This is a genomic window from Agrobacterium sp. Ap1 (genome assembly GCF_017313375.1).
Taxonomy (GTDB): domain Bacteria; phylum Pseudomonadota; class Alphaproteobacteria; order Rhizobiales; family Rhizobiaceae; genus Neorhizobium; species Neorhizobium cellulosilyticum.
Genome location: NZ_JAFLMY010000020.1, coordinates 47,783 through 63,514, shown reverse-complemented (window position 1 = coordinate 63,514; position 15,732 = coordinate 47,783). Strand labels below are relative to the sequence as shown.

18 protein-coding genes and 1 pseudogene are annotated in these 15,732 nt (G+C 60.6%); 9 read left to right on the top strand and 10 right to left on the bottom strand.

Translation table 11 applies throughout. The annotated features are described in order from the left end of the window. Window positions 1-81: 81 nt before the first annotated feature. Window positions 82-432 (top strand): annotated as a pseudogene (locus JZX87_RS25425) (sulfite exporter TauE/SafE family protein); the annotation flags it as partial. A gap of 8 nt (window positions 433-440) precedes the next feature. Here the strand turns inward: JZX87_RS25425 and trmD are convergent. The 5 genes from trmD to ffh form a co-directional block, all read right to left on the bottom strand. Further along, window positions 441-1,121 carry a tRNA (guanosine(37)-N1)-methyltransferase TrmD gene (gene trmD, locus JZX87_RS25420; protein ID WP_183828561.1) on the bottom strand — a complete coding sequence of 227 codons (681 nt, stop codon included), beginning with the start codon at window positions 1,119-1,121 and terminating at the stop codon, window positions 441-443. After that, complete coding sequence (gene rimM / locus JZX87_RS25415; RefSeq protein ID WP_206828695.1) at window positions 1,118-1,729, bottom strand: ribosome maturation factor RimM; 612 nt, start codon at window positions 1,727-1,729, stop codon at window positions 1,118-1,120. Before rimM ends, trmD begins: the two co-directional genes overlap by 4 nt. Window positions 1,730-1,855: 126 nt before the next feature. After that, window positions 1,856-2,215 (bottom strand): 30S ribosomal protein S16, encoded by a 360-nt coding sequence (gene rpsP, locus JZX87_RS25410; RefSeq protein ID WP_148147788.1) that lies wholly within the window; start codon window positions 2,213-2,215, stop codon window positions 1,856-1,858. Window positions 2,216-2,295: 80 nt separating this feature from the next. Next, the gene (locus JZX87_RS25405) at window positions 2,296-2,613 is read right to left on the bottom strand and encodes a chorismate mutase (protein WP_183828555.1); all 318 of its coding nucleotides are present in this window, start codon (window positions 2,611-2,613) and stop codon (window positions 2,296-2,298) included. A gap of 12 nt (window positions 2,614-2,625) precedes the next feature. Next, complete coding sequence (gene ffh / locus JZX87_RS25400) at window positions 2,626-4,194, bottom strand: signal recognition particle protein (protein WP_206828694.1); 1,569 nt, start codon at window positions 4,192-4,194, stop codon at window positions 2,626-2,628. Window positions 4,195-4,497: 303 nt separating this feature from the next. On the opposite strand from ffh, the gene JZX87_RS25395 reads away from it, so the two are divergent. Beyond that, window positions 4,498-5,583 (top strand): MBL fold metallo-hydrolase, encoded by a 1,086-nt coding sequence (locus JZX87_RS25395; RefSeq protein WP_206828693.1) that lies wholly within the window; start codon window positions 4,498-4,500, stop codon window positions 5,581-5,583. Window positions 5,584-5,637: 54 nt separating this feature from the next. Then, entirely contained in the window at window positions 5,638-6,225 is a 588-nt protein-coding gene (locus JZX87_RS25390) for a biliverdin-producing heme oxygenase (protein ID WP_206828692.1), read from the top strand. 18 nt (window positions 6,226-6,243) lie between these two features. Here the strand turns inward: JZX87_RS25390 and JZX87_RS25385 are convergent, their stop codons facing one another. Beyond that, complete coding sequence (locus JZX87_RS25385; protein WP_183828541.1) at window positions 6,244-6,915, bottom strand: spermidine synthase; 672 nt, start codon at window positions 6,913-6,915, stop codon at window positions 6,244-6,246. A 159-nt stretch (window positions 6,916-7,074) separates the two neighbouring features. On the opposite strand from JZX87_RS25385, the gene dapF reads away from it, so the two are divergent. From dapF to JZX87_RS25355, 6 genes are all read left to right on the top strand, one after another. After that, window positions 7,075-7,977: a diaminopimelate epimerase gene (gene dapF / locus JZX87_RS25380; RefSeq protein WP_206828691.1), complete on the top strand. Its 903-nt coding sequence runs from the start codon at window positions 7,075-7,077 to the stop codon at window positions 7,975-7,977. Continuing rightward, the gene (gene mtaB / locus JZX87_RS25375) at window positions 7,974-9,254 is read left to right on the top strand and encodes a tRNA (N(6)-L-threonylcarbamoyladenosine(37)-C(2))-methylthiotransferase MtaB (RefSeq protein WP_206828690.1); all 1,281 of its coding nucleotides are present in this window, start codon (window positions 7,974-7,976) and stop codon (window positions 9,252-9,254) included. Before dapF ends, mtaB begins: the two co-directional genes overlap by 4 nt. A 19-nt stretch (window positions 9,255-9,273) precedes the next feature. Continuing rightward, window positions 9,274-10,827, top strand: coding sequence for a signal recognition particle-docking protein FtsY (ftsY, locus tag JZX87_RS25370; protein WP_206828689.1), 1,554 nt, complete (start codon window positions 9,274-9,276; stop codon window positions 10,825-10,827). A 53-nt stretch (window positions 10,828-10,880) separates the two neighbouring features. After that, entirely contained in the window at window positions 10,881-11,534 is a 654-nt protein-coding gene (locus tag JZX87_RS25365) for a septation protein A (RefSeq protein WP_206828688.1), read from the top strand. Further along, window positions 11,531-12,118 carry a DUF2585 domain-containing protein gene (locus JZX87_RS25360; protein ID WP_206828687.1) on the top strand — a complete coding sequence of 196 codons (588 nt, stop codon included), beginning with the start codon at window positions 11,531-11,533 and terminating at the stop codon, window positions 12,116-12,118. Before JZX87_RS25365 ends, JZX87_RS25360 begins: the two co-directional genes overlap by 4 nt. Before the next feature lie 112 nt (window positions 12,119-12,230). After that, the gene (locus JZX87_RS25355; protein ID WP_206828686.1) at window positions 12,231-13,412 is read left to right on the top strand and encodes a GGDEF domain-containing protein; all 1,182 of its coding nucleotides are present in this window, start codon (window positions 12,231-12,233) and stop codon (window positions 13,410-13,412) included. Window positions 13,413-13,415: 3 nt separating this feature from the next. On the opposite strand, the gene JZX87_RS25350 is transcribed toward JZX87_RS25355, so the two are convergent. From JZX87_RS25350 to ccmB, 4 genes are read right to left on the bottom strand one after another with little or no spacing between them, the layout of a single operon-like run. After that, window positions 13,416-14,027: a DsbE family thiol:disulfide interchange protein gene (locus tag JZX87_RS25350; RefSeq protein ID WP_206828685.1), complete on the bottom strand. Its 612-nt coding sequence runs from the start codon at window positions 14,025-14,027 to the stop codon at window positions 13,416-13,418. Further along, the gene (ccmD, locus tag JZX87_RS25345) at window positions 14,024-14,203 is read right to left on the bottom strand and encodes a heme exporter protein CcmD (RefSeq protein ID WP_206828684.1); all 180 of its coding nucleotides are present in this window, start codon (window positions 14,201-14,203) and stop codon (window positions 14,024-14,026) included. Before ccmD ends, JZX87_RS25350 begins: the two co-directional genes overlap by 4 nt. A gap of 1 nt (window position 14,204) precedes the next feature. Next, window positions 14,205-14,975: a heme ABC transporter permease gene (locus JZX87_RS25340; RefSeq protein WP_206828683.1), complete on the bottom strand. Its 771-nt coding sequence runs from the start codon at window positions 14,973-14,975 to the stop codon at window positions 14,205-14,207. A gap of 43 nt (window positions 14,976-15,018) precedes the next feature. After that, window positions 15,019-15,678 (bottom strand): heme exporter protein CcmB, encoded by a 660-nt coding sequence (gene ccmB, locus JZX87_RS25335; protein WP_206828682.1) that lies wholly within the window; start codon window positions 15,676-15,678, stop codon window positions 15,019-15,021. Window positions 15,679-15,732 lie beyond the last annotated feature (54 nt).

Genomic DNA, 15,732 nt, shown 5'->3' with positions numbered 1-15,732 from the left:
GGACAAAAGCCCTGATCGCGCTGCCGTGGAATAGCTTTGAACAGAGCTTGACCTTACCCCGCCGATTAGAGAAGCGCCAATAGTGTTTCCAGCATCGTCGGCCAGTTTTTCAACGCGATCTATGGCGGGTTCTTCGGTGCCGGAATGGGGATCATGATGCTGGCGGTGCTTGGGCTCACGACCGGTGGCACCTATCATCACCTCAATGCGATGAAGAACCTGTTTGCCATGCTGATTGCCGGCGTGGCGATCGTTGTCTTCATCAGTGGCGATGTGGTGGCATGGCCGGAGGCGCTGGTGATGATCCCGGCAGGTGCACTCGGTGGTTATTCCGGCGTCTGGCTGGCGCGTCGCGTGCCGCAGGCAGTGCTTCGCTGGTGCGTGGTGGCGGTGGGATCGGCGCTGACGGTCTATTATTTCGTAACCGGGTGATCGCGGCGTCAGTCGTCCGCAAGCAAATCCGGGCGACGTATTTGCGTCAGCTTTAGAGCCTGCTCCAGCCGCCATTTTTCGATCGCTGCGTGATTTCCTGAAGTCAGGACCGTCGGGATTTCCTGGCCTTCGAAAACCTGCGGGCGGGTGTAATGCGGGTGCTCCAGCAGGCCGTGCTCAAAACTTTCGTTGGTGCCGGAATGGGCATTGCCCATGACGCCCGGCAGGAGGCGGATGATACTGTCGAGAACGGTCAGCGCTGCCGGTTCGCCGCCCGACAGGATGTAGTCGCCGATTGACACTTCCTCGAGGTTGCGTCCGTCGATGACGCGCTGGTCGACGCCTTCGAAGCGGCCGCAGACGATGACGACGCCTTCGCCATCGGCGAGTTCACGCACCCGGCTCTGGCTTAGCGGCTTGCCGCGCGGGCTCATCAGCAGGCGGGGGCGGGTATCGGCGGCGACAGAATCGATCGCTCTCGCCAGAATATCCGGTTTCAGCACCATGCCGGCGCCACCGCCGGCCGGCGTATCGTCTACGGTGCGGTGCTTGTCTTCAGCAAAATCGCGGATCTGTATCGTATCGAGCGACCAGTCGCCACGTTCCATCGCCTTGCCTGAAAGGGAGAAAGCGAGATGTCCGGGAAACATTTCCGGATAGAGCGTCAGGAGGGTTGCGCGGAATGTCATTCTTCGTCCTGGCCGGGAGCTTTTTTGGAGGGACCCTGGCGGGGCTTGGGCTGACGTTTGCCGACTGCGGTTGGATCCCTGTCGTTCGGATCCTCGATCAGGCCAGCGGCCTCAGGGTCAATCAGGATTTTGCCTGCGTCCAGATCGATCTCCAGAACCGCTGCCTCGGAAAAGGGGATGAGCGCCGGGCGTCGACCGGGGCCTTTCAGTTCAAGCAAATCGCCAGCGCCGAAATCAAATACCGCGCTGACTTTGCCATAGCTTTTGCCTTCAGCATCGACGGCTTCGAGGCCTTCGAGATCGGCATAATAGAATTCGTCCTCGTCAAGCTCTTCGTCAGGAAGATTGTCGCGTTCGACGAAGAGTTCCAGCCCGTTCAGGGCTTCGGCTGCATTACGGTCGTTAATGCCGCGGAAGCGGACAACGACGACGTTTTTTGCATCGCGGATTTCGAGGATTTCGAACCGCCGCCCGTCTTCTGCATAAAGATGACCGTATTCGCCAAGGGCTGTCGGGTCCGCAGTGAAGGATTTGACCCGTACTTCGCCCCGGAGACCTTGGGCGGCGCCGATCGTGGCCATCAGGATTGGGTTTTCAAGCTTCTTCATGCCGGGTGTTCCGATTGGTCTGCGCTCATTTAGCCATGAACCGCTCGCGGTGCAACGCAAGCATGGCCAAACAGAAAACGGGCAGTGCGTTGCCGCACTGCCCGTCGAATGCAATCGTTGCAGAAATTATTCTGCAGCGGCAGCTGCGTCGGCAGCCTTCTGAGCCTTTTCAGCAGCGCGTTCCTGAGCGCGCTTGCCCGGCTTTGCCTTTTCCGGGTTGTTCTTGGCGTCGCGGGTTGCGATGCCGGCTTCAGCGAGGAAGCGCAGAACGCGGTCGGTCGGCTGTGCGCCGTTTGCGAGCCAATGCTTGATGCGGTCTTCGTTCAGTTCAACGCGCTTTTCGTTGTCCTTGGCGAGCATCGGGTTCCAGGAACCGAGCTTTTCGAGGAAGCGGCCGTCACGCGGCGAACGGGCGTCGGCAACAACAACGGTGTAGTAAGGGCGCTTCTTGGAACCACCGCGGGCGAGACGAATCTTCAGGGACATTGTTTAACTCCTTAGTTTTCTTTTGGGCCACCGTCCGGTGGTCCGGTTCTTTTCAAGGCCGCCGTCAGGCGGGCTTAAGGTTAGGCAGTCTCTTTCGCACCGCCGTGTTCGGCGGCGATTGCTTCATGATGCCGGATGACTTCCTTGATGACGAAGTTCAGGAACTTCTCGGCGAAATCCGGATCCAGATTGGCTTCCTTTGCCAGGCGGCGAAGGCGTTCGATCTGGTATTCCTCGCGCGCCGGGTCTGCCGGCGGCAATTCGTACTTGGCTTTCAGGACGCCAACTTCCTTGGTGCAGCGAAAACGCTCGGCGAGCATATGCACCAGCGCCGCATCGATATTGTCGATCGACTGGCGGTAGCTCGAAAGCCGTGCCTTCACTTCAGGATCAACCATTCGCGTCCTCCCTTATTTCTTCTTGCCCGGCAGGCCGGGGAAACCGCCGAGGCCGGGAAGCTTTGCTCCGCCGAGACCGGGCAGGCCACCCATTCCACCGGGCAGGCCGCCACCAAGACCCGGCATGCCGCCCGGCTTCAGGCCTGCGGCTTCCGCCTGTTTTTGCAGGGCTTCGAGCTGCTTCGGATCCATCTTCGACAGATCGGGCATGCCCATGCCACCACCAAGACCCATCTTGGAGGCAAGGCCGCCCATCATCTGCTTCATCATGCCGCCCTTGCCCTTGCCGCCCATCATTTTCATCATGTCGGCCATCTGGCGGTGCATTTTCAGAAGCTTGTTGATTTCCGCAGCATCGGTGCCGGAGCCGGCCGCGATCCGCTTCTTGCGGGAATGTTTCAGCATGTCCGGGTTGGCGCGCTCGGCCTTGGTCATCGAGCCGATGATGGCGATCTGGCGGTCGAACATCTTGTCGTTCATGCCCGATGCGGCGAGCTTGTCCTTCATGCCGGCCATGCCCGGCATCATGCCCATGATGCCGCCCATGCCGCCGAGCGATTTCATCTGGCGCAACTGGTCGGCGAGATCGTTCAGGTCGAACTTGCCCTTGGCCATCTTGGCGGCCATGGCGGCTGCCTTTTCGGCGTCGATATTTTCGGCGGCCTTTTCGACCAGCGAAACGATGTCGCCCATGCCGAGAATACGGTCGGCGATACGGCGGGGATGGAATTCCTCCATCTCCGTCATCTTTTCGCCGACACCGATCAGCTTGATCGGCTTGCCGGTGACGGCGCGCATGGAAAGCGCGGCACCACCACGGCCATCGCCGTCCATACGGGTCAGAACGAGGCCGGTAATGCCGACGCGTTCATCGAAATTGCGCGCAAGATTGACGGCGTCCTGACCGGTCAGGCTGTCGGCTACGAGCAGGATCTCATGCGGATTGGACTTCCGCTTGATTTCCGCCATTTCCTGCATCAGCGGTTCGTCGATATGCGTGCGGCCGGCGGTATCGAGGATGACGACGTCATGGCCGCCGAGTTTTGCCGCCTGCACGGCGCGGGCGGCGATATCGGTCGGCGACTGGCCGGCGATCACCGGCAGCGTATCCACGCCGGTCTGTACGCCAAGTTGGCGCAACTGTTCCTGGGCTGCCGGACGACGCGTATCGAGCGACGCCATAAGCACCTTTTTACGGTCGCGGTCGGTCAGGCGCTTGGCGATCTTGCCGGTCGTAGTTGTCTTACCCGAGCCTTGCAGGCCGACCATCATGATGACGACGGGTGCAGCTGCTGCCAGGCTGATGCTGACGCCCTCGGAGCCGAGCATCTCGACCAGCTCGTCATGGACGATCTTAACGACCATCTGGCCGGGCTTGATCGATTTCAGGACTTCGGCGCCGACGGCCTTTTCACGTACTCTATCCGTAAAGGCGCGCACGACTTCGAGCGCCACGTCGGCTTCCAGAAGCGCACGGCGAACTTCGCGGAGCGCTGCGGAAACATCCGCCTCGCTCAACGCGCCACGGCCGGTCAGTCCATTCAGAATGGAGCCAAGACGGTCCTGCAGGTTCTCAAACATCGTGTCTTCCTTCTTCGCTTCCAGTTGGTGTCCGGAAACGTCGGGTCTTTTGCCGGCAAAAACAAGACGCGAAAGCGCGCAAAGCCAAAAAGCACCCGAGGGCGCAACGCGCTGTCGGATGTTGACCTCCGGGCTCAGTATGTCGGCCCCGGTCGGCGGCTCCAAGTCTTGACTTGTCAGCAGATTGCCGGGCTTAAACAGGAAATGGGGTTGAGAGTCAAGGTGTGGCGGGCATTCGTAACATTTGCGTGCCGATTGTCTGTCTGCTTGAAGCGCACCATATGGCTTTTTATACAGGATCCCATGAATCGACGCACATTCTTCAAATGGTCCGGCCTTGCAGCCATCGCGGCACTTGCCGGCGGGGTTACGGCAAGGAGCGCCATGGCCGGTAACAAGTATTATTCCGGTCCCGTCTCCGATCATTTCGACGGCAAGGCCTTCTTCAATCCGGGGGGCGTGGAGCCGCGCGGCGGACTTGACCTTTTGCGCTGGAAGTTCGGCAACAGTAATATCCCGTGGCCCGAAACATTCGCCAGCCCATTCCCGCAAGCCGTGCCGGGGACGCGCATCGATGGTGACCGGGTCGTGGTGACGATGGTTGGGCATGCTTCGATGCTGATCCAGGCAGCGGGGCTAAACATCCTGACCGATCCGGTCTGGTCCGAACGGACGAGCCCATTCAGATTTGCAGGTCCGAAACGCGTGAACCCGCCGGGCATCCGAATGGGTGACCTGCCACCAATCGATATCGTGCTGGTCACCCACAATCACTACGACCACATGGATCTCGAAACGCTTTGGGTACTGCAGGGCCGTGACAAGCCGCATTTCATCACCCCACTCGGCAATGATGCAATCATTCGTTCTCGTGTGGCGGATGCCAGGATCACGGTGATGGATTGGGGTGGCCACGAGACGGTCGGCCCCGGCGTCACCTTCCATTGCGAGCCGTGCCACCACTGGTCCGCGCGCGGTCTGGGGGATCGTCGCCAGGCGCTCTGGGCGGCTTTCGTCTTCGAGACGCCGGCCGGAAAAATCTACCATATCGGCGATACCGGTTTTCACGAGGGCCGGAATTACCGGGCTGTCGGCGAAAAGCATGGGCCGTTCCGGCTCGCCAATCTTCCTTTCGGAGCCTATGAACCGCGCTGGTTCATGGAGGCGCAACATCAGAATCCGGAAGAGGCCGTCAAAGGCATGCAACTTTGCGGCGCGTCCTACGTTGCCGGTCATCACTGGGGCACGGTGAAACTGACCGACGAGGGCATAGAGCAGCCGGTGGAGGCGCTGCATGCGGCGCTCGACGCGCAAAAGATCGCTCGCGAGCGTTTCAGGCCGATGCGGCCAGGCGAAGTTTTCGAGGTTCCGGCTTCACGTCCTGCTTGACTTGTCGCACCTTGATTTGCTTGATGCGGAAAACATGAGTGCATGGGGAAAGTAATGCAATTAGAGCTCGAGCGTCCGACCGAAGAAACCCGTATCCAGCGACTGAAGGCTCTGACGACCGGGACCCATGACACGCTGGACAAGCGCATCATGCGCGCTGAGCCGTTTGCCAGCCGCGAGCGTTACGCCCTGTTTCTCGAGGTGCAGCATCATTTCCATGCCGATGTCGCGCCGCTTTTTGCCGACCAAGACCTCAATCGCCGCCTGCCCGGTCTGGCTGAGCGGAATCGTTACGAGGCTTTGCGTCAGGATATCGCCGATCTCGGCGGCACCCCGGAAGAACTCAGCGCGACGACCGGTCCGTTGACGCCGGCTCAGGCGCTCGGCTGGGTCTATGTTGCGGAAGGCTCCAATCTCGGAGCGGCCTTCCTTCGCAAGGAAGCGGCCAAGATCGGCTTGTCGGACGATTTTGGCGCACGGCATCTGGCGGGGCATCCGGATGGTCGTGGCCTGCATTGGCGCAATTTTGTCGCTGCCTATAACGATTTGCCGCTTACCGAAGCGGAAGAGCTTGAGGCTGCCGAGGGCGCCAAGGCTGCCTTCCGGCGCGTGCATGCGCTGGTCGACGAAATCTTCGGATAATCTATTCTTGCGTCGCCATCAGCGGCGCGTCGCCACCCAGATGACGTGCTTGGCGCCGCGCTTGCCGTTGGCGCGGGTGTTGACGACTTCGGCCTCATAGCCTGTATCCTTCAGGCGCTTGGTAAAGCCATAATCCGGGCCGGATGACCAGACGGAGAGCACTCCGCCGGGGCGTAGAGCTTCACGGGCGGCGCGCAGGCCGCGGCCGTTATAAAGAGCATCATTGCTGTCGCGTGTCAGGCCGTCAGGACCATTGTCGACATCGAGCAGGATGGCGTCGAACCTGTTCTTTGAACCGCGTATCAGCTCACCGACATCACCCTGGTGGATTTTCGTGCGCGGGTCGTCGAGGCAGCCCTTAAAGACCTCGGCCATTGGTCCGCGCGCCCATTTCACCACCGCCGGCACCAGTTCGGCAACGGTGACGGTGGCATCCGGCGGAACGATCGCGAGCGCTGCACGGAGCGTGAAGCCCATGCCGAGACCACCGATCAGGATGGAAGGCTTTGAGCGGTCCTTGATCTTCTCCCATGAGAGCGTGGCAAGCGCTTCTTCCGAACCGCTGAGCCGGCTGTTCATCAACTCGTTCGAACCGAGCATGATGGAGAATTCCTGGCCGCGCTGTTTCAGGCGCAGTTCGCCGCCATCGTCCGGTATCTTTGCGCTGTCCAGTTGAACCCAGGGTAACATCGTTAAGCCTCGTTTTTGCGGCTCCCCTAACACGCGTTGCGGCTTTGCGCCAATCTTTAGGCATATGCGCCGCCACTGGTAATTTGCAGCACTTTCGGCCATATACGCCTTGAAGAGTGGGCCATTGCTGGTTTGACGGCCCGAAGAGTGGATATCATCATGGCAGGACAGGTCGAATTCGCGCGCATGAACGGGCTTGGCAACAAGATCCTGGTCGTCGACATGCGTGGTCGCACCGACAAGGTGACGCCTGAGGCGGCGATCGCGCTTGCAGCCGATCCGGCCACCGAGTTCGACCAGATCATGGCGATTCATGATCCCAGGGCCCAAGGCACCGATGCCTGGATCGATATCCTCAACTGCGATGGCACAAAGGCGCAGGCCTGTGGCAACGGCACGCGCTGCGTGGTGCAGGCACTGGCTGCAGAGACCGGCCGCAAGACCTTCACTTTCCAGACGGCTGCCGGCATCTTGAATGCGCAGGAGCATGAGGACGGCACGATTTCCGTCGATATGGGCAAGCCGGTCTTTCAGTGGGACAAGATCCCGCTGTCGGAAGAGTTTTTCGACACCAGCCGGATCGAACTGCAGATCGGGCCGATCGATGCGCCGATCCTGCATTCGCCGTCCGCCATGTCGATGGGCAATCCGCATGCGGTCTTCTGGGTCGACAAGGATCCGATGAGCTTCGATCTCGAGCGTTTCGGGCCGATGCTGGAAAACCATCCGATGTTTCCGGAAAAGGCTAATATCACGCTGGCGCAGGTGACAAGCGACAGTTCCCTCCGCACCCGCACCTGGGAGCGCGGAGCGGGCCTGACGCTTGCCTGCGGTTCGGCTGCCTGTGCTGCCGGTGTTTCTGCCGCGCGCACCGGCCGCGCCGGCCGCAAGGTGACAATCGACGTTGCCTCCGCACCCAGCCGTCAGCCGCTCGTCATCGAGTGGAAGGATAACGACCATGTGGTGATGACCGGGCCGGCCGAATGGGAATGGTCGGGCAAGGTCGATCCGGAAACCGGCGCGTTTTCACGCGATGCAGAGCCGGAGGCTCAGGCAAATTGAGCGGCGTCGAGGTCATAACCTTCGGCTGTCGGCTCAATACCTATGAATCGGAAGTGATGCGGGCCGAGGCCGAAAAGGCCGGCTTGAACAATGCCGTGCTGGTGAACACCTGCGCCGTGACCGGCGAGGCGGTGCGGCAGGCGCGGCAGGCGATCCGCCGTGCGCGGCGGGAAAATCCGCATGCCCGCATCATCGTCACCGGCTGCGCGGCGCAGACCGAAAAACAGACCTTTGCCGACATGCCGGAAGTCGATGCCGTTTTAGGCAATGAGGAAAAGCTGAAAAGCACCTCTTATAGCGGCCTGCCGGATTTCGGCGTTTCGGCGGAAGAGAAACTCCGCGTCAACGACATCATGAGCGTCAAGGCCACCGCGCCGCAGATGGTCAGGCATATCGACGGGCATGTGCGCGCCTTCATCCAGGTGCAGAATGGATGCGACCATCGCTGTACCTTCTGCATCATCCCCTACGGCCGCGGAAATTCCCGCTCTGTGCCGATGGGGGCTGTCGTCGAACAGGCGCGAAAACTGACGGACAGCGGATATCGCGAGATCGTGCTGACCGGCGTCGATGCGACGAGTTATGGGGCAGACCTTCCGGGCAATCCGACACTCGGTTATCTTGCTAAGACGCTTCTGAAACAGGTGCCGGACATTCTGCGGCTGCGGCTGTCGTCGATCGACAGTATCGAGGCGGACAATCATCTGTGGGACCTGATCGCTGACGAGCCGCGTTTCATGCCGCATCTGCATCTGTCGCTGCAGCATGGCGACGACATGATTTTAAAGCGGATGAAGCGCCGTCATTCCCGCGCGGAGGCTCTGGCCTTCGTCGAGCAGGCGCGGCGGCTGCGGCCGGAGATCGCCTTCGGTGCGGATATGATCGCCGGTTTCCCGACCGAGACGGAAGAGATGTTCGAAGGGGCTGCGACCCTGGCCGAAGAGGCCGGCATCTCCTTCCTGCATGTCTTTCCCTACAGCCCACGCCCCGGCACGCCGGCAGCGCGCATGCCGCAGGTGGACCGGGCGCTGGTCAAGGAGCGCGCCGCGCGGCTTCGCGCCCGTGGCGAGGCGCTGCATCTTGCGCATCTCGACCGAATGGTCGGAACCGAGCAGACGGTCATTGTTGAAAACAACGGCATGGCGCATACGGAAAACTTTTCGCTGGTTGCAGCGCCGGGGCTGGTTCCCCGCGACATCGAGCGCGTTATGATTACGGGACATAGTGGCAAACATCTCGACATGCGGCTTCTGGCTGCCCATGAGCAGGCGGCCTGACCGAAACGGATTGTAAGTAATGGTAAGCTTCATCAAACGCGTCTTCACCTTCGGCGACAAGCCGGTTGACCGGCCTGCTGAGCAGGCTGTCGAAAAGCCGGTTGAAGACCTGTCGCCTGCATCGAGCGAGGTTGCCGTCGAGGACTTGCCGGTGGCGCCGATTGATCCGGTCGCATCGGTCGAGATCGAGACGGCCGGCGGTCCTTCGGATGATGCGGCTGCCGTGCTTGCCGGGTCTGAGGAGACATCGGATCTCGGTGTCGTGCCTTTGGCGCTGCTGGAAGCGGAGGCTGCGGCTGAGGTCGATGGCGGCGTTTTAGCGGATACACCCCCCTCTGCCCTGCCGGGCATCTCCCCCACAGGGGGGGAGATCACGGATGCGCCGTTGCCGGATGCATCTAATGATGGTGTTGCAGGTGGGGCCATTCCGGCTGTCGGTGTTGAACTTTCCGAGGGTGAAGTAGCCTCGGCAAGCTCGACGGTTGATGTAGAACAGGCGAACAGCCCCCAGCCGATCTACACCCCTGTGGGGGAGATGTCCGGCAGGACAGAGGGGGGTAACGCCTCCGCCGAGGTAAACCTCCCCAAAGGCTTCTCCACCTCCAAATCCGAACCCGAAGTCGTGGCCGTCGTGCCGCCGCCGAAGCTGACATGGTTTCAGCGCCTGCGCGCCGGGCTTGCCCGTACGTCGTCGCAGCTCTCCGGCCAGATCGCCGCTCTCTTCACCAAGCGCAAGCTGGATGACGAGACACTGGAGGATCTGGAGGACCTGCTGATCCAGGCCGATCTCGGTGTCGAGACGGCGATGCGGATCACCGGCACCCTGTCTGCCGAACGTTACGGCAAGGATGTGACCGGCGAGGATGTGTCGCGCATCATGTCGGCCGAAATCACCAAGGTTCTGGCGCCGGTGGCAAAACCGCTGCAGCTTGACCTCAATCACAAGCCGCATGTCATTCTGGTCGTCGGCGTCAATGGCACCGGCAAGACGACGACGATCGGCAAGCTGGCGGCAAAACTTTCGGGCTCGGGCCTCAAGGTCATGCTCGCTGCTGGCGATACGTTCCGTGCCGCCGCGATCGAGCAGCTGAAGATCTGGGCGGATCGCACCAATTCGGAATTCATCGGCACCAAGCTCGGCGCCGATGCGGCGGGCCTTGCCTATGACGCCTATGTGCAGGCGAAGGAAAAGAAGTCCGACGTCTTGATCATCGACACCGCTGGCCGGCTGCAGAACAAGGCCGAGCTGATGGCGGAGCTGGAGAAGATCGTCCGTGTCCTCAACAAGCTCGATCCGGATGCGCCGCATACCGTGTTGCAGACGCTCGATGCGACGACCGGTCAGAACGCGATGAACCAGGTCGAAATTTTTCGCAACGTCGCTGGCGTCAGCGGTCTGATCATGACCAAGCTAGACGGTACGGCGCGCGGCGGCATTCTGGTTGCGATCGCCGCCAAGCATCGCCTGCCGGTCTATTTCATCGGGGTCGGCGAAGGTGTCGATGATCTCGAACCTTTCGAGGCGAAGGATTTTGCCGAGGCGATTGCAGGGCTGACGCCCGCGCCGCATTGATGACACGAAGTAAAGATTTGGCTTCGGATAAATACGAATTATAGTTGGGTCCCATGCAGACGATCGAAAGCGATGTTACGCCGACCAAGGAAGAGAAGCAGAAGCCGGGCCTGAAAATGGCACTGGAACTGGGCCCCTTGCTGGTCTTCTTCTTCGGTAACCTGCGCGGTGAATGGCTTGTCGGCAAGTTTCCGGCACTCTCTGCCATCGGCGGGCCGCTGCTGATCGCTACCGCGCTGTTCATGGTCGCGACCGTGATCTCGCTGGTCATCTCGAAAATCGTCTTCAAGCATCTGCCGGTCATGCCCTTCGTTTCGGGCGTGGTGGTGATGATCTTCGGTGGATTGTCGATCTGGCTACAGGACGAGACCTTCATCAAGATGAAGCCGACCATCGTCAACACGCTGTTCGGCGTCGTGCTGCTCGGTGGCCTTTTCTTCGGCAAGTCGCTGCTCGGTTATGTCTTCAATGCCGCATTCAATCTGGATGCCGAAGGATGGCGGAAGCTGACCCTGCGCTGGGGCATTTTCTTCCTGTTCCTCGCCGTGCTCAACGAGGTCGTCTGGCGCAATTTCTCCGACGAGGCCTGGGTCAATTTCAAGGTCTGGGGCACGATGCCGATCACCATCCTGTTCACGCTGTCGCAGATGCCGCTGATCATGCGCCACACCGTGCAGGACGCCGTTGCTGCGGAAGGTGACAAGTGACGACCCCTTCGCCGGAAACCGAGAATTTCTCCCGGCGATGGCTGATCGCGGCACTCGTCCTGTTCTTGCTGCAGATCACCATTCTCTATTTCATGGGCCGCTTGCCGATCTGCGAATGCGGTTATGTGAAGCTATTTGAGCCCGGCGTGAACTCGCCAGGCAACTCGCAGCATCTGGCCGACTGGTACACGCCGTCGCATATCATTCACGGCTTTCTGTTTTATGCCTTCGGCTGGCTGATGCTGCGCCGCCGGTCGATGGCGGAGCGCTTGACCTTTGCGGTTTTCATCGAAGCCGCGTGGGAGATTGCGGAAAATTCCCCCCTCATCATCGACCGTTATCGCAATGCGACGATGGCGCTCGGTTATTCGGGCGACAGCATACTCAATTCGGCGATGGACACGGTGTTCATGACGCTCGGGTTTCTGTTTGCCTCCCGCATGCCTGTCTGGCTGACCATCACTCTCGCAATCGTCTTCGAGCTTTTCACCGGCTGGCTGATTCGTGACAATCTCACGCTCAATGTGTTGATGCTGATCTGGCCGATAGATGCGATCAGGACGTGGCAGGGCGCCATCGGCTGAACCTGTGCAGAGGTACTATTTGGGGGCTTTCTGACGTTGAAATGTTAACGTTCTGAGCCTAGGGCTTTTCCATTACCGACAGGATGCATGAAAGCTTTCTGCACAGGGTCAGATGGAACAGACCGATAATTTCGCCTATCTCTTGCCGTTCATTTTTCTGGTTTTCGGCACTATTTTCCTGATTGCCGACCGATGGTCCTATGGCTCAGCGCGCTACTGGGGGCTGGGTTATGTCCTGTCGTCCTTCGGCTTCGCCTTCCCGATCATTGGTTACGCGCTGCCTTTTTCCGTCCAGGCGGTGATTGCCAATGCGCTGTTTTTCGCCGCGTTCTTGCTTTACGGACAGGCGCTTCTGGTTCGCTTCAAGCGGCCGTATCTGTTTCTGCCACGTCTTTCTTTCGCGCTTGTCGCCTTCGCTGTCGTCTGCTGGTTTATCTTAGGCGCCGAGAACCTTCGGTCGCAGCTTGCCATCGGTGATTCGTCGCTGGCCATCCTGCTTGCCATGTCGATTGCCGCCGTGTGGCGCTTTACGAGATCCCTGATCGACCGCATGCTGGTGGTCATGGCGTCGCTGGTGGTGATCGAGACCATGGTGCGGGTGACCGTCCTGCTCGTTTCGACATCTGCCGGCAATTTCGAATCCCTCGACCAGTTCCTGTCGTCGGAATACGCCTTCCTGATGCAGGTTACCGCCAGCATTGTCGGTTTCATCATGGCGCTGACGGTGCTTGGTTCGGTCGTTTCAGATGTCGTTATGGGCCATCGTGATGCGGCGGAGCGCGACCCACTCACCGGGCTGCTCAATCGACGCGGTTTCGAGCAGGCGCTTCCAACAGCCAGGAGCGGGGCTTTTCCCGCCGGTGCGGTAATCATCGGAGACATCGATCATTTCAAGCAGGTCAACGACCGCTTCGGCCATGCTGCAGGCGATCATGTGATCATCGGCTTTGCGCAGATTTTGAGGGCGAACCTGAAAAGCGTTGCGATTGCCCGCTTTGGCGGTGAGGAATTCGTCGCATTCCTGCCGGGGTCTAGTCTTGCCGAGGCGGCGCAGAAGGCTGAGCAGGCGCGGCTTGGCTTCGAGGCGATGAGTTGGCATGCGCATGGCGTCGATGGGTTGATCACCGCAAGTTTTGGCGTGTCGATGACCGCGCCCGGCGATCATTTTGTGCGCGATGCCATCGTTCGCGCCGATGCCTGTCTCTACAGCGCCAAGAATGCCGGGAGAAACAGGGTCGTTTCCGAGGGGCAACGGCCGCCAGAAGGGCCGCCGCCGCTCAGGATCGTGTCGTAGCGGTCAGCCCTTGGCTGCCGCGGAGGCTTTCTCGATTGCCGGCAGGAGATCCTGCATCAGGCTGCGCTCATCGAACGGGCCGACCTTCTTGTAGAGGATCGTGCCGTCCGGGCCGACCAGATAGCTTTCCGGAATGCCGTAAACGCCCCAGTCGATCGCCGCCTTGCCGTTCGGGTCGACGCCGATTGCCTTATAGGGATTGCCGAGCTCGCCGAGGAAACGCAGGGCGTTGTCGTTGCGGTCCTTGTAGTTGATGCCGACGATGTTGAGCCGGCTATCGTTCGCCAATTCCTTCAGGATCGGATGTTCCTGCCGGCAGGGCACGCACCAGGAGGCAAAGACGTTGACCAGCGTCAGCTTGCCCTTGATGGCAGCGTCGGTGAGGGCCGCAGTGTTCGAGCCTTCGAGCGGCGGCATTGCCAGCGATGGCGCCGTCTTGCCGATCAGCGCCGAGGGGATGGCGGAAACGTCGAGCCCGTTGACGTCCTGATCGTAGAGCATCTTTCCGGCGACGGCGGCAAAGCCTGCAAAGACCGCAAGCGGGATCAGCGCCAGCGCATAACGCGCCCGGTTGCGCTGTGGCTTGAGGTTGGTGTCTTCCATCTCCGAAGTCATTGCGCGGTTCCGTCTGTCTGCGCCGGACGGGCCGAGCGGCGGCGGATGCCGGAGGCTTCGAGTTCCGCCAATTCCTTTTGGCGGGCACGGCCATCGAGCCAGACCCAGCCGATCAGACAGAGCGTGACGAGGACTGCAACGGCGTAGGATGCGGTGATGTAGAACGTATGGCTCATCTTATGCCTCCTTTGCCTGCGTCTGACCCGCCATGCGGGCGGCCATGCGGCGCTGGGCGGAGACACGGCGACGCCAGATTTCGTTGCGCATTGCCGCGATATGGAGCGTGAAGAACAGCAGCGTGAAGGCGATTGCCATGATCAGCAGCGGCCAGAGGAATTCCTTGTCGATCGTTGGGCCGCCCATGCGGATGACGCTGGCCGGCTGGTGCAGCGTGTTCCACCAATCGACCGAAAACTTGATGATCGGGATGTTGACGAAACCGACGAGGATCAGAACGGCCGAGACGCGGGCAGCCTTGCTCGGATCATCCATGGCGCGGTTAAGCGCGATCAGGCCGAGATACATGAGGAACAGGACGAAGACTGAGGTCAGCCTTGCATCCCAGACCCACCATGTGCCCCACATCGGCTTGCCCCAGAGCGAGCCGGTGGCGAGCGCGATGAGGGTAAAAGCGGCGCCGAGCGGGGCTGCGGTCTTGTGCGAGACATCCGCCAGCGGATGGCGCCAGACGAGCGTGCCGATCGCCGACATGGCCATGACCGAATAACACATCATCGACAGCCAGGCAGCCGGCACATGCACATACATAATGCGCACCGTCATGCCCTGCTGGTAATCGCCTTCGCTTGCAAAGGTGAGATAAAGCCCGATTGCAAAGAGGATCGCGGTGATGCCGGCCATCCATGGCAGGATACGCGCCGCCAAGCCGAGGAACCGTGTCGGGTTGGCCAGATCGGAGATTTTCGTGATGGCAAGGGTTTCGGGCATTGGACTTTCTAACCGGCTCGTGCGTTTTCGAGAATGATTCTAATCAATCGGCCGTGTTTCGCAAAGCGAGTGCCGCGCCGATAGGACCGATCACCGCAAAAAACATCGTGATGGCCACCAATATCAGAAAAGGCGGCATGAAGGGGGCGGGATCTTCAACAGCGGCATAAGACGCGCTGACGCCGAAGATCAATACCGGTATCGCCAGCGGCAAGACGAGGATCGAGACCAGCAGGCCGCCGCGGGGAAGAGCGACGGCCACGGCAGCACCCACCGCGCCGATGAAGGTCAGCGCCGGTGTGCCGACCAGAAGCGTCAGCATGGTCGCGCCGATCGCGACTTCGCTCATGTTCATGAACAGGCCGAGAAGCGGCGAGGCGATGACCAGCGGTAGTCCGTTGCCGAGCCAGTGGGCGAGGCACTTGACCAATACTGTCAAAACCAACGGATGTTCCTGCATCAAAAGAAGGTCGAGGGAACCGTCTTCGCGATCGGTCTGGAACATGCGATCGAGGCCTAGCAGGGCGGATAAAAGCGCACCGATCCAGACGATGGCGGGGCCGATGCGCGAGAGGAGGTTCAGGTCGGGACCGACGCCGAAGGGGATGACGGCGACGACGGTCATGAAGAACAACACGCCGATCAACGCACCGCCGCCGGCGCGGACCGAGAGTTTCAGGTCGCGGAGGAGGAGGGCGGTCATTGTGGTTGGCCTTTGCGGGTGGTGGTGCTGACCCAACTTTTGCCTTGGCGGGTT

What these genes read in the sequence shown, in the direction of transcription:
- trmD (WP_183828561.1), bottom strand. Translation starts at nt 1,121, where the DNA reads ATGACATTCCGCGCAACCCTCCTGACGCTCTATCCGGAAATGTTTCCC.
- rimM (WP_206828695.1), bottom strand. Translation starts at nt 1,729, where the DNA reads ATGAAGAAGCTTGAAAACCCAATCCTGATGGCCACGATCGGCGCCGCC.
- rpsP (WP_148147788.1), bottom strand. Translation starts at nt 2,215, where the DNA reads ATGTCCCTGAAGATTCGTCTCGCCCGCGGTGGTTCCAAGAAGCGCCCT.
- JZX87_RS25405 (WP_183828555.1), bottom strand. Translation starts at nt 2,613, where the DNA reads ATGGTTGATCCTGAAGTGAAGGCACGGCTTTCGAGCTACCGCCAGTCG.
- ffh (WP_206828694.1), bottom strand. Translation starts at nt 4,194, where the DNA reads ATGTTTGAGAACCTGCAGGACCGTCTTGGCTCCATTCTGAATGGACTG.
- JZX87_RS25395 (WP_206828693.1), top strand. Translation starts at nt 4,498, where the DNA reads ATGAATCGACGCACATTCTTCAAATGGTCCGGCCTTGCAGCCATCGCG.
- JZX87_RS25390 (WP_206828692.1), top strand. Translation starts at nt 5,638, where the DNA reads ATGCAATTAGAGCTCGAGCGTCCGACCGAAGAAACCCGTATCCAGCGA.
- JZX87_RS25385 (WP_183828541.1), bottom strand. Translation starts at nt 6,915, where the DNA reads ATGTTACCCTGGGTTCAACTGGACAGCGCAAAGATACCGGACGATGGC.
- dapF (WP_206828691.1), top strand. Translation starts at nt 7,075, where the DNA reads ATGGCAGGACAGGTCGAATTCGCGCGCATGAACGGGCTTGGCAACAAG.
- ftsY (WP_206828689.1), top strand. Translation starts at nt 9,274, where the DNA reads ATGGTAAGCTTCATCAAACGCGTCTTCACCTTCGGCGACAAGCCGGTT.
- JZX87_RS25365 (WP_206828688.1), top strand. Translation starts at nt 10,881, where the DNA reads ATGCAGACGATCGAAAGCGATGTTACGCCGACCAAGGAAGAGAAGCAG.
- JZX87_RS25355 (WP_206828686.1), top strand. Translation starts at nt 12,231, where the DNA reads ATGGAACAGACCGATAATTTCGCCTATCTCTTGCCGTTCATTTTTCTG.
- JZX87_RS25350 (WP_206828685.1), bottom strand. Translation starts at nt 14,027, where the DNA reads ATGACTTCGGAGATGGAAGACACCAACCTCAAGCCACAGCGCAACCGG.
- ccmD (WP_206828684.1), bottom strand. Translation starts at nt 14,203, where the DNA reads ATGAGCCATACGTTCTACATCACCGCATCCTACGCCGTTGCAGTCCTC.
- JZX87_RS25340 (WP_206828683.1), bottom strand. Translation starts at nt 14,975, where the DNA reads ATGCCCGAAACCCTTGCCATCACGAAAATCTCCGATCTGGCCAACCCG.
- ccmB (WP_206828682.1), bottom strand. Translation starts at nt 15,678, where the DNA reads ATGACCGCCCTCCTCCTCCGCGACCTGAAACTCTCGGTCCGCGCCGGC.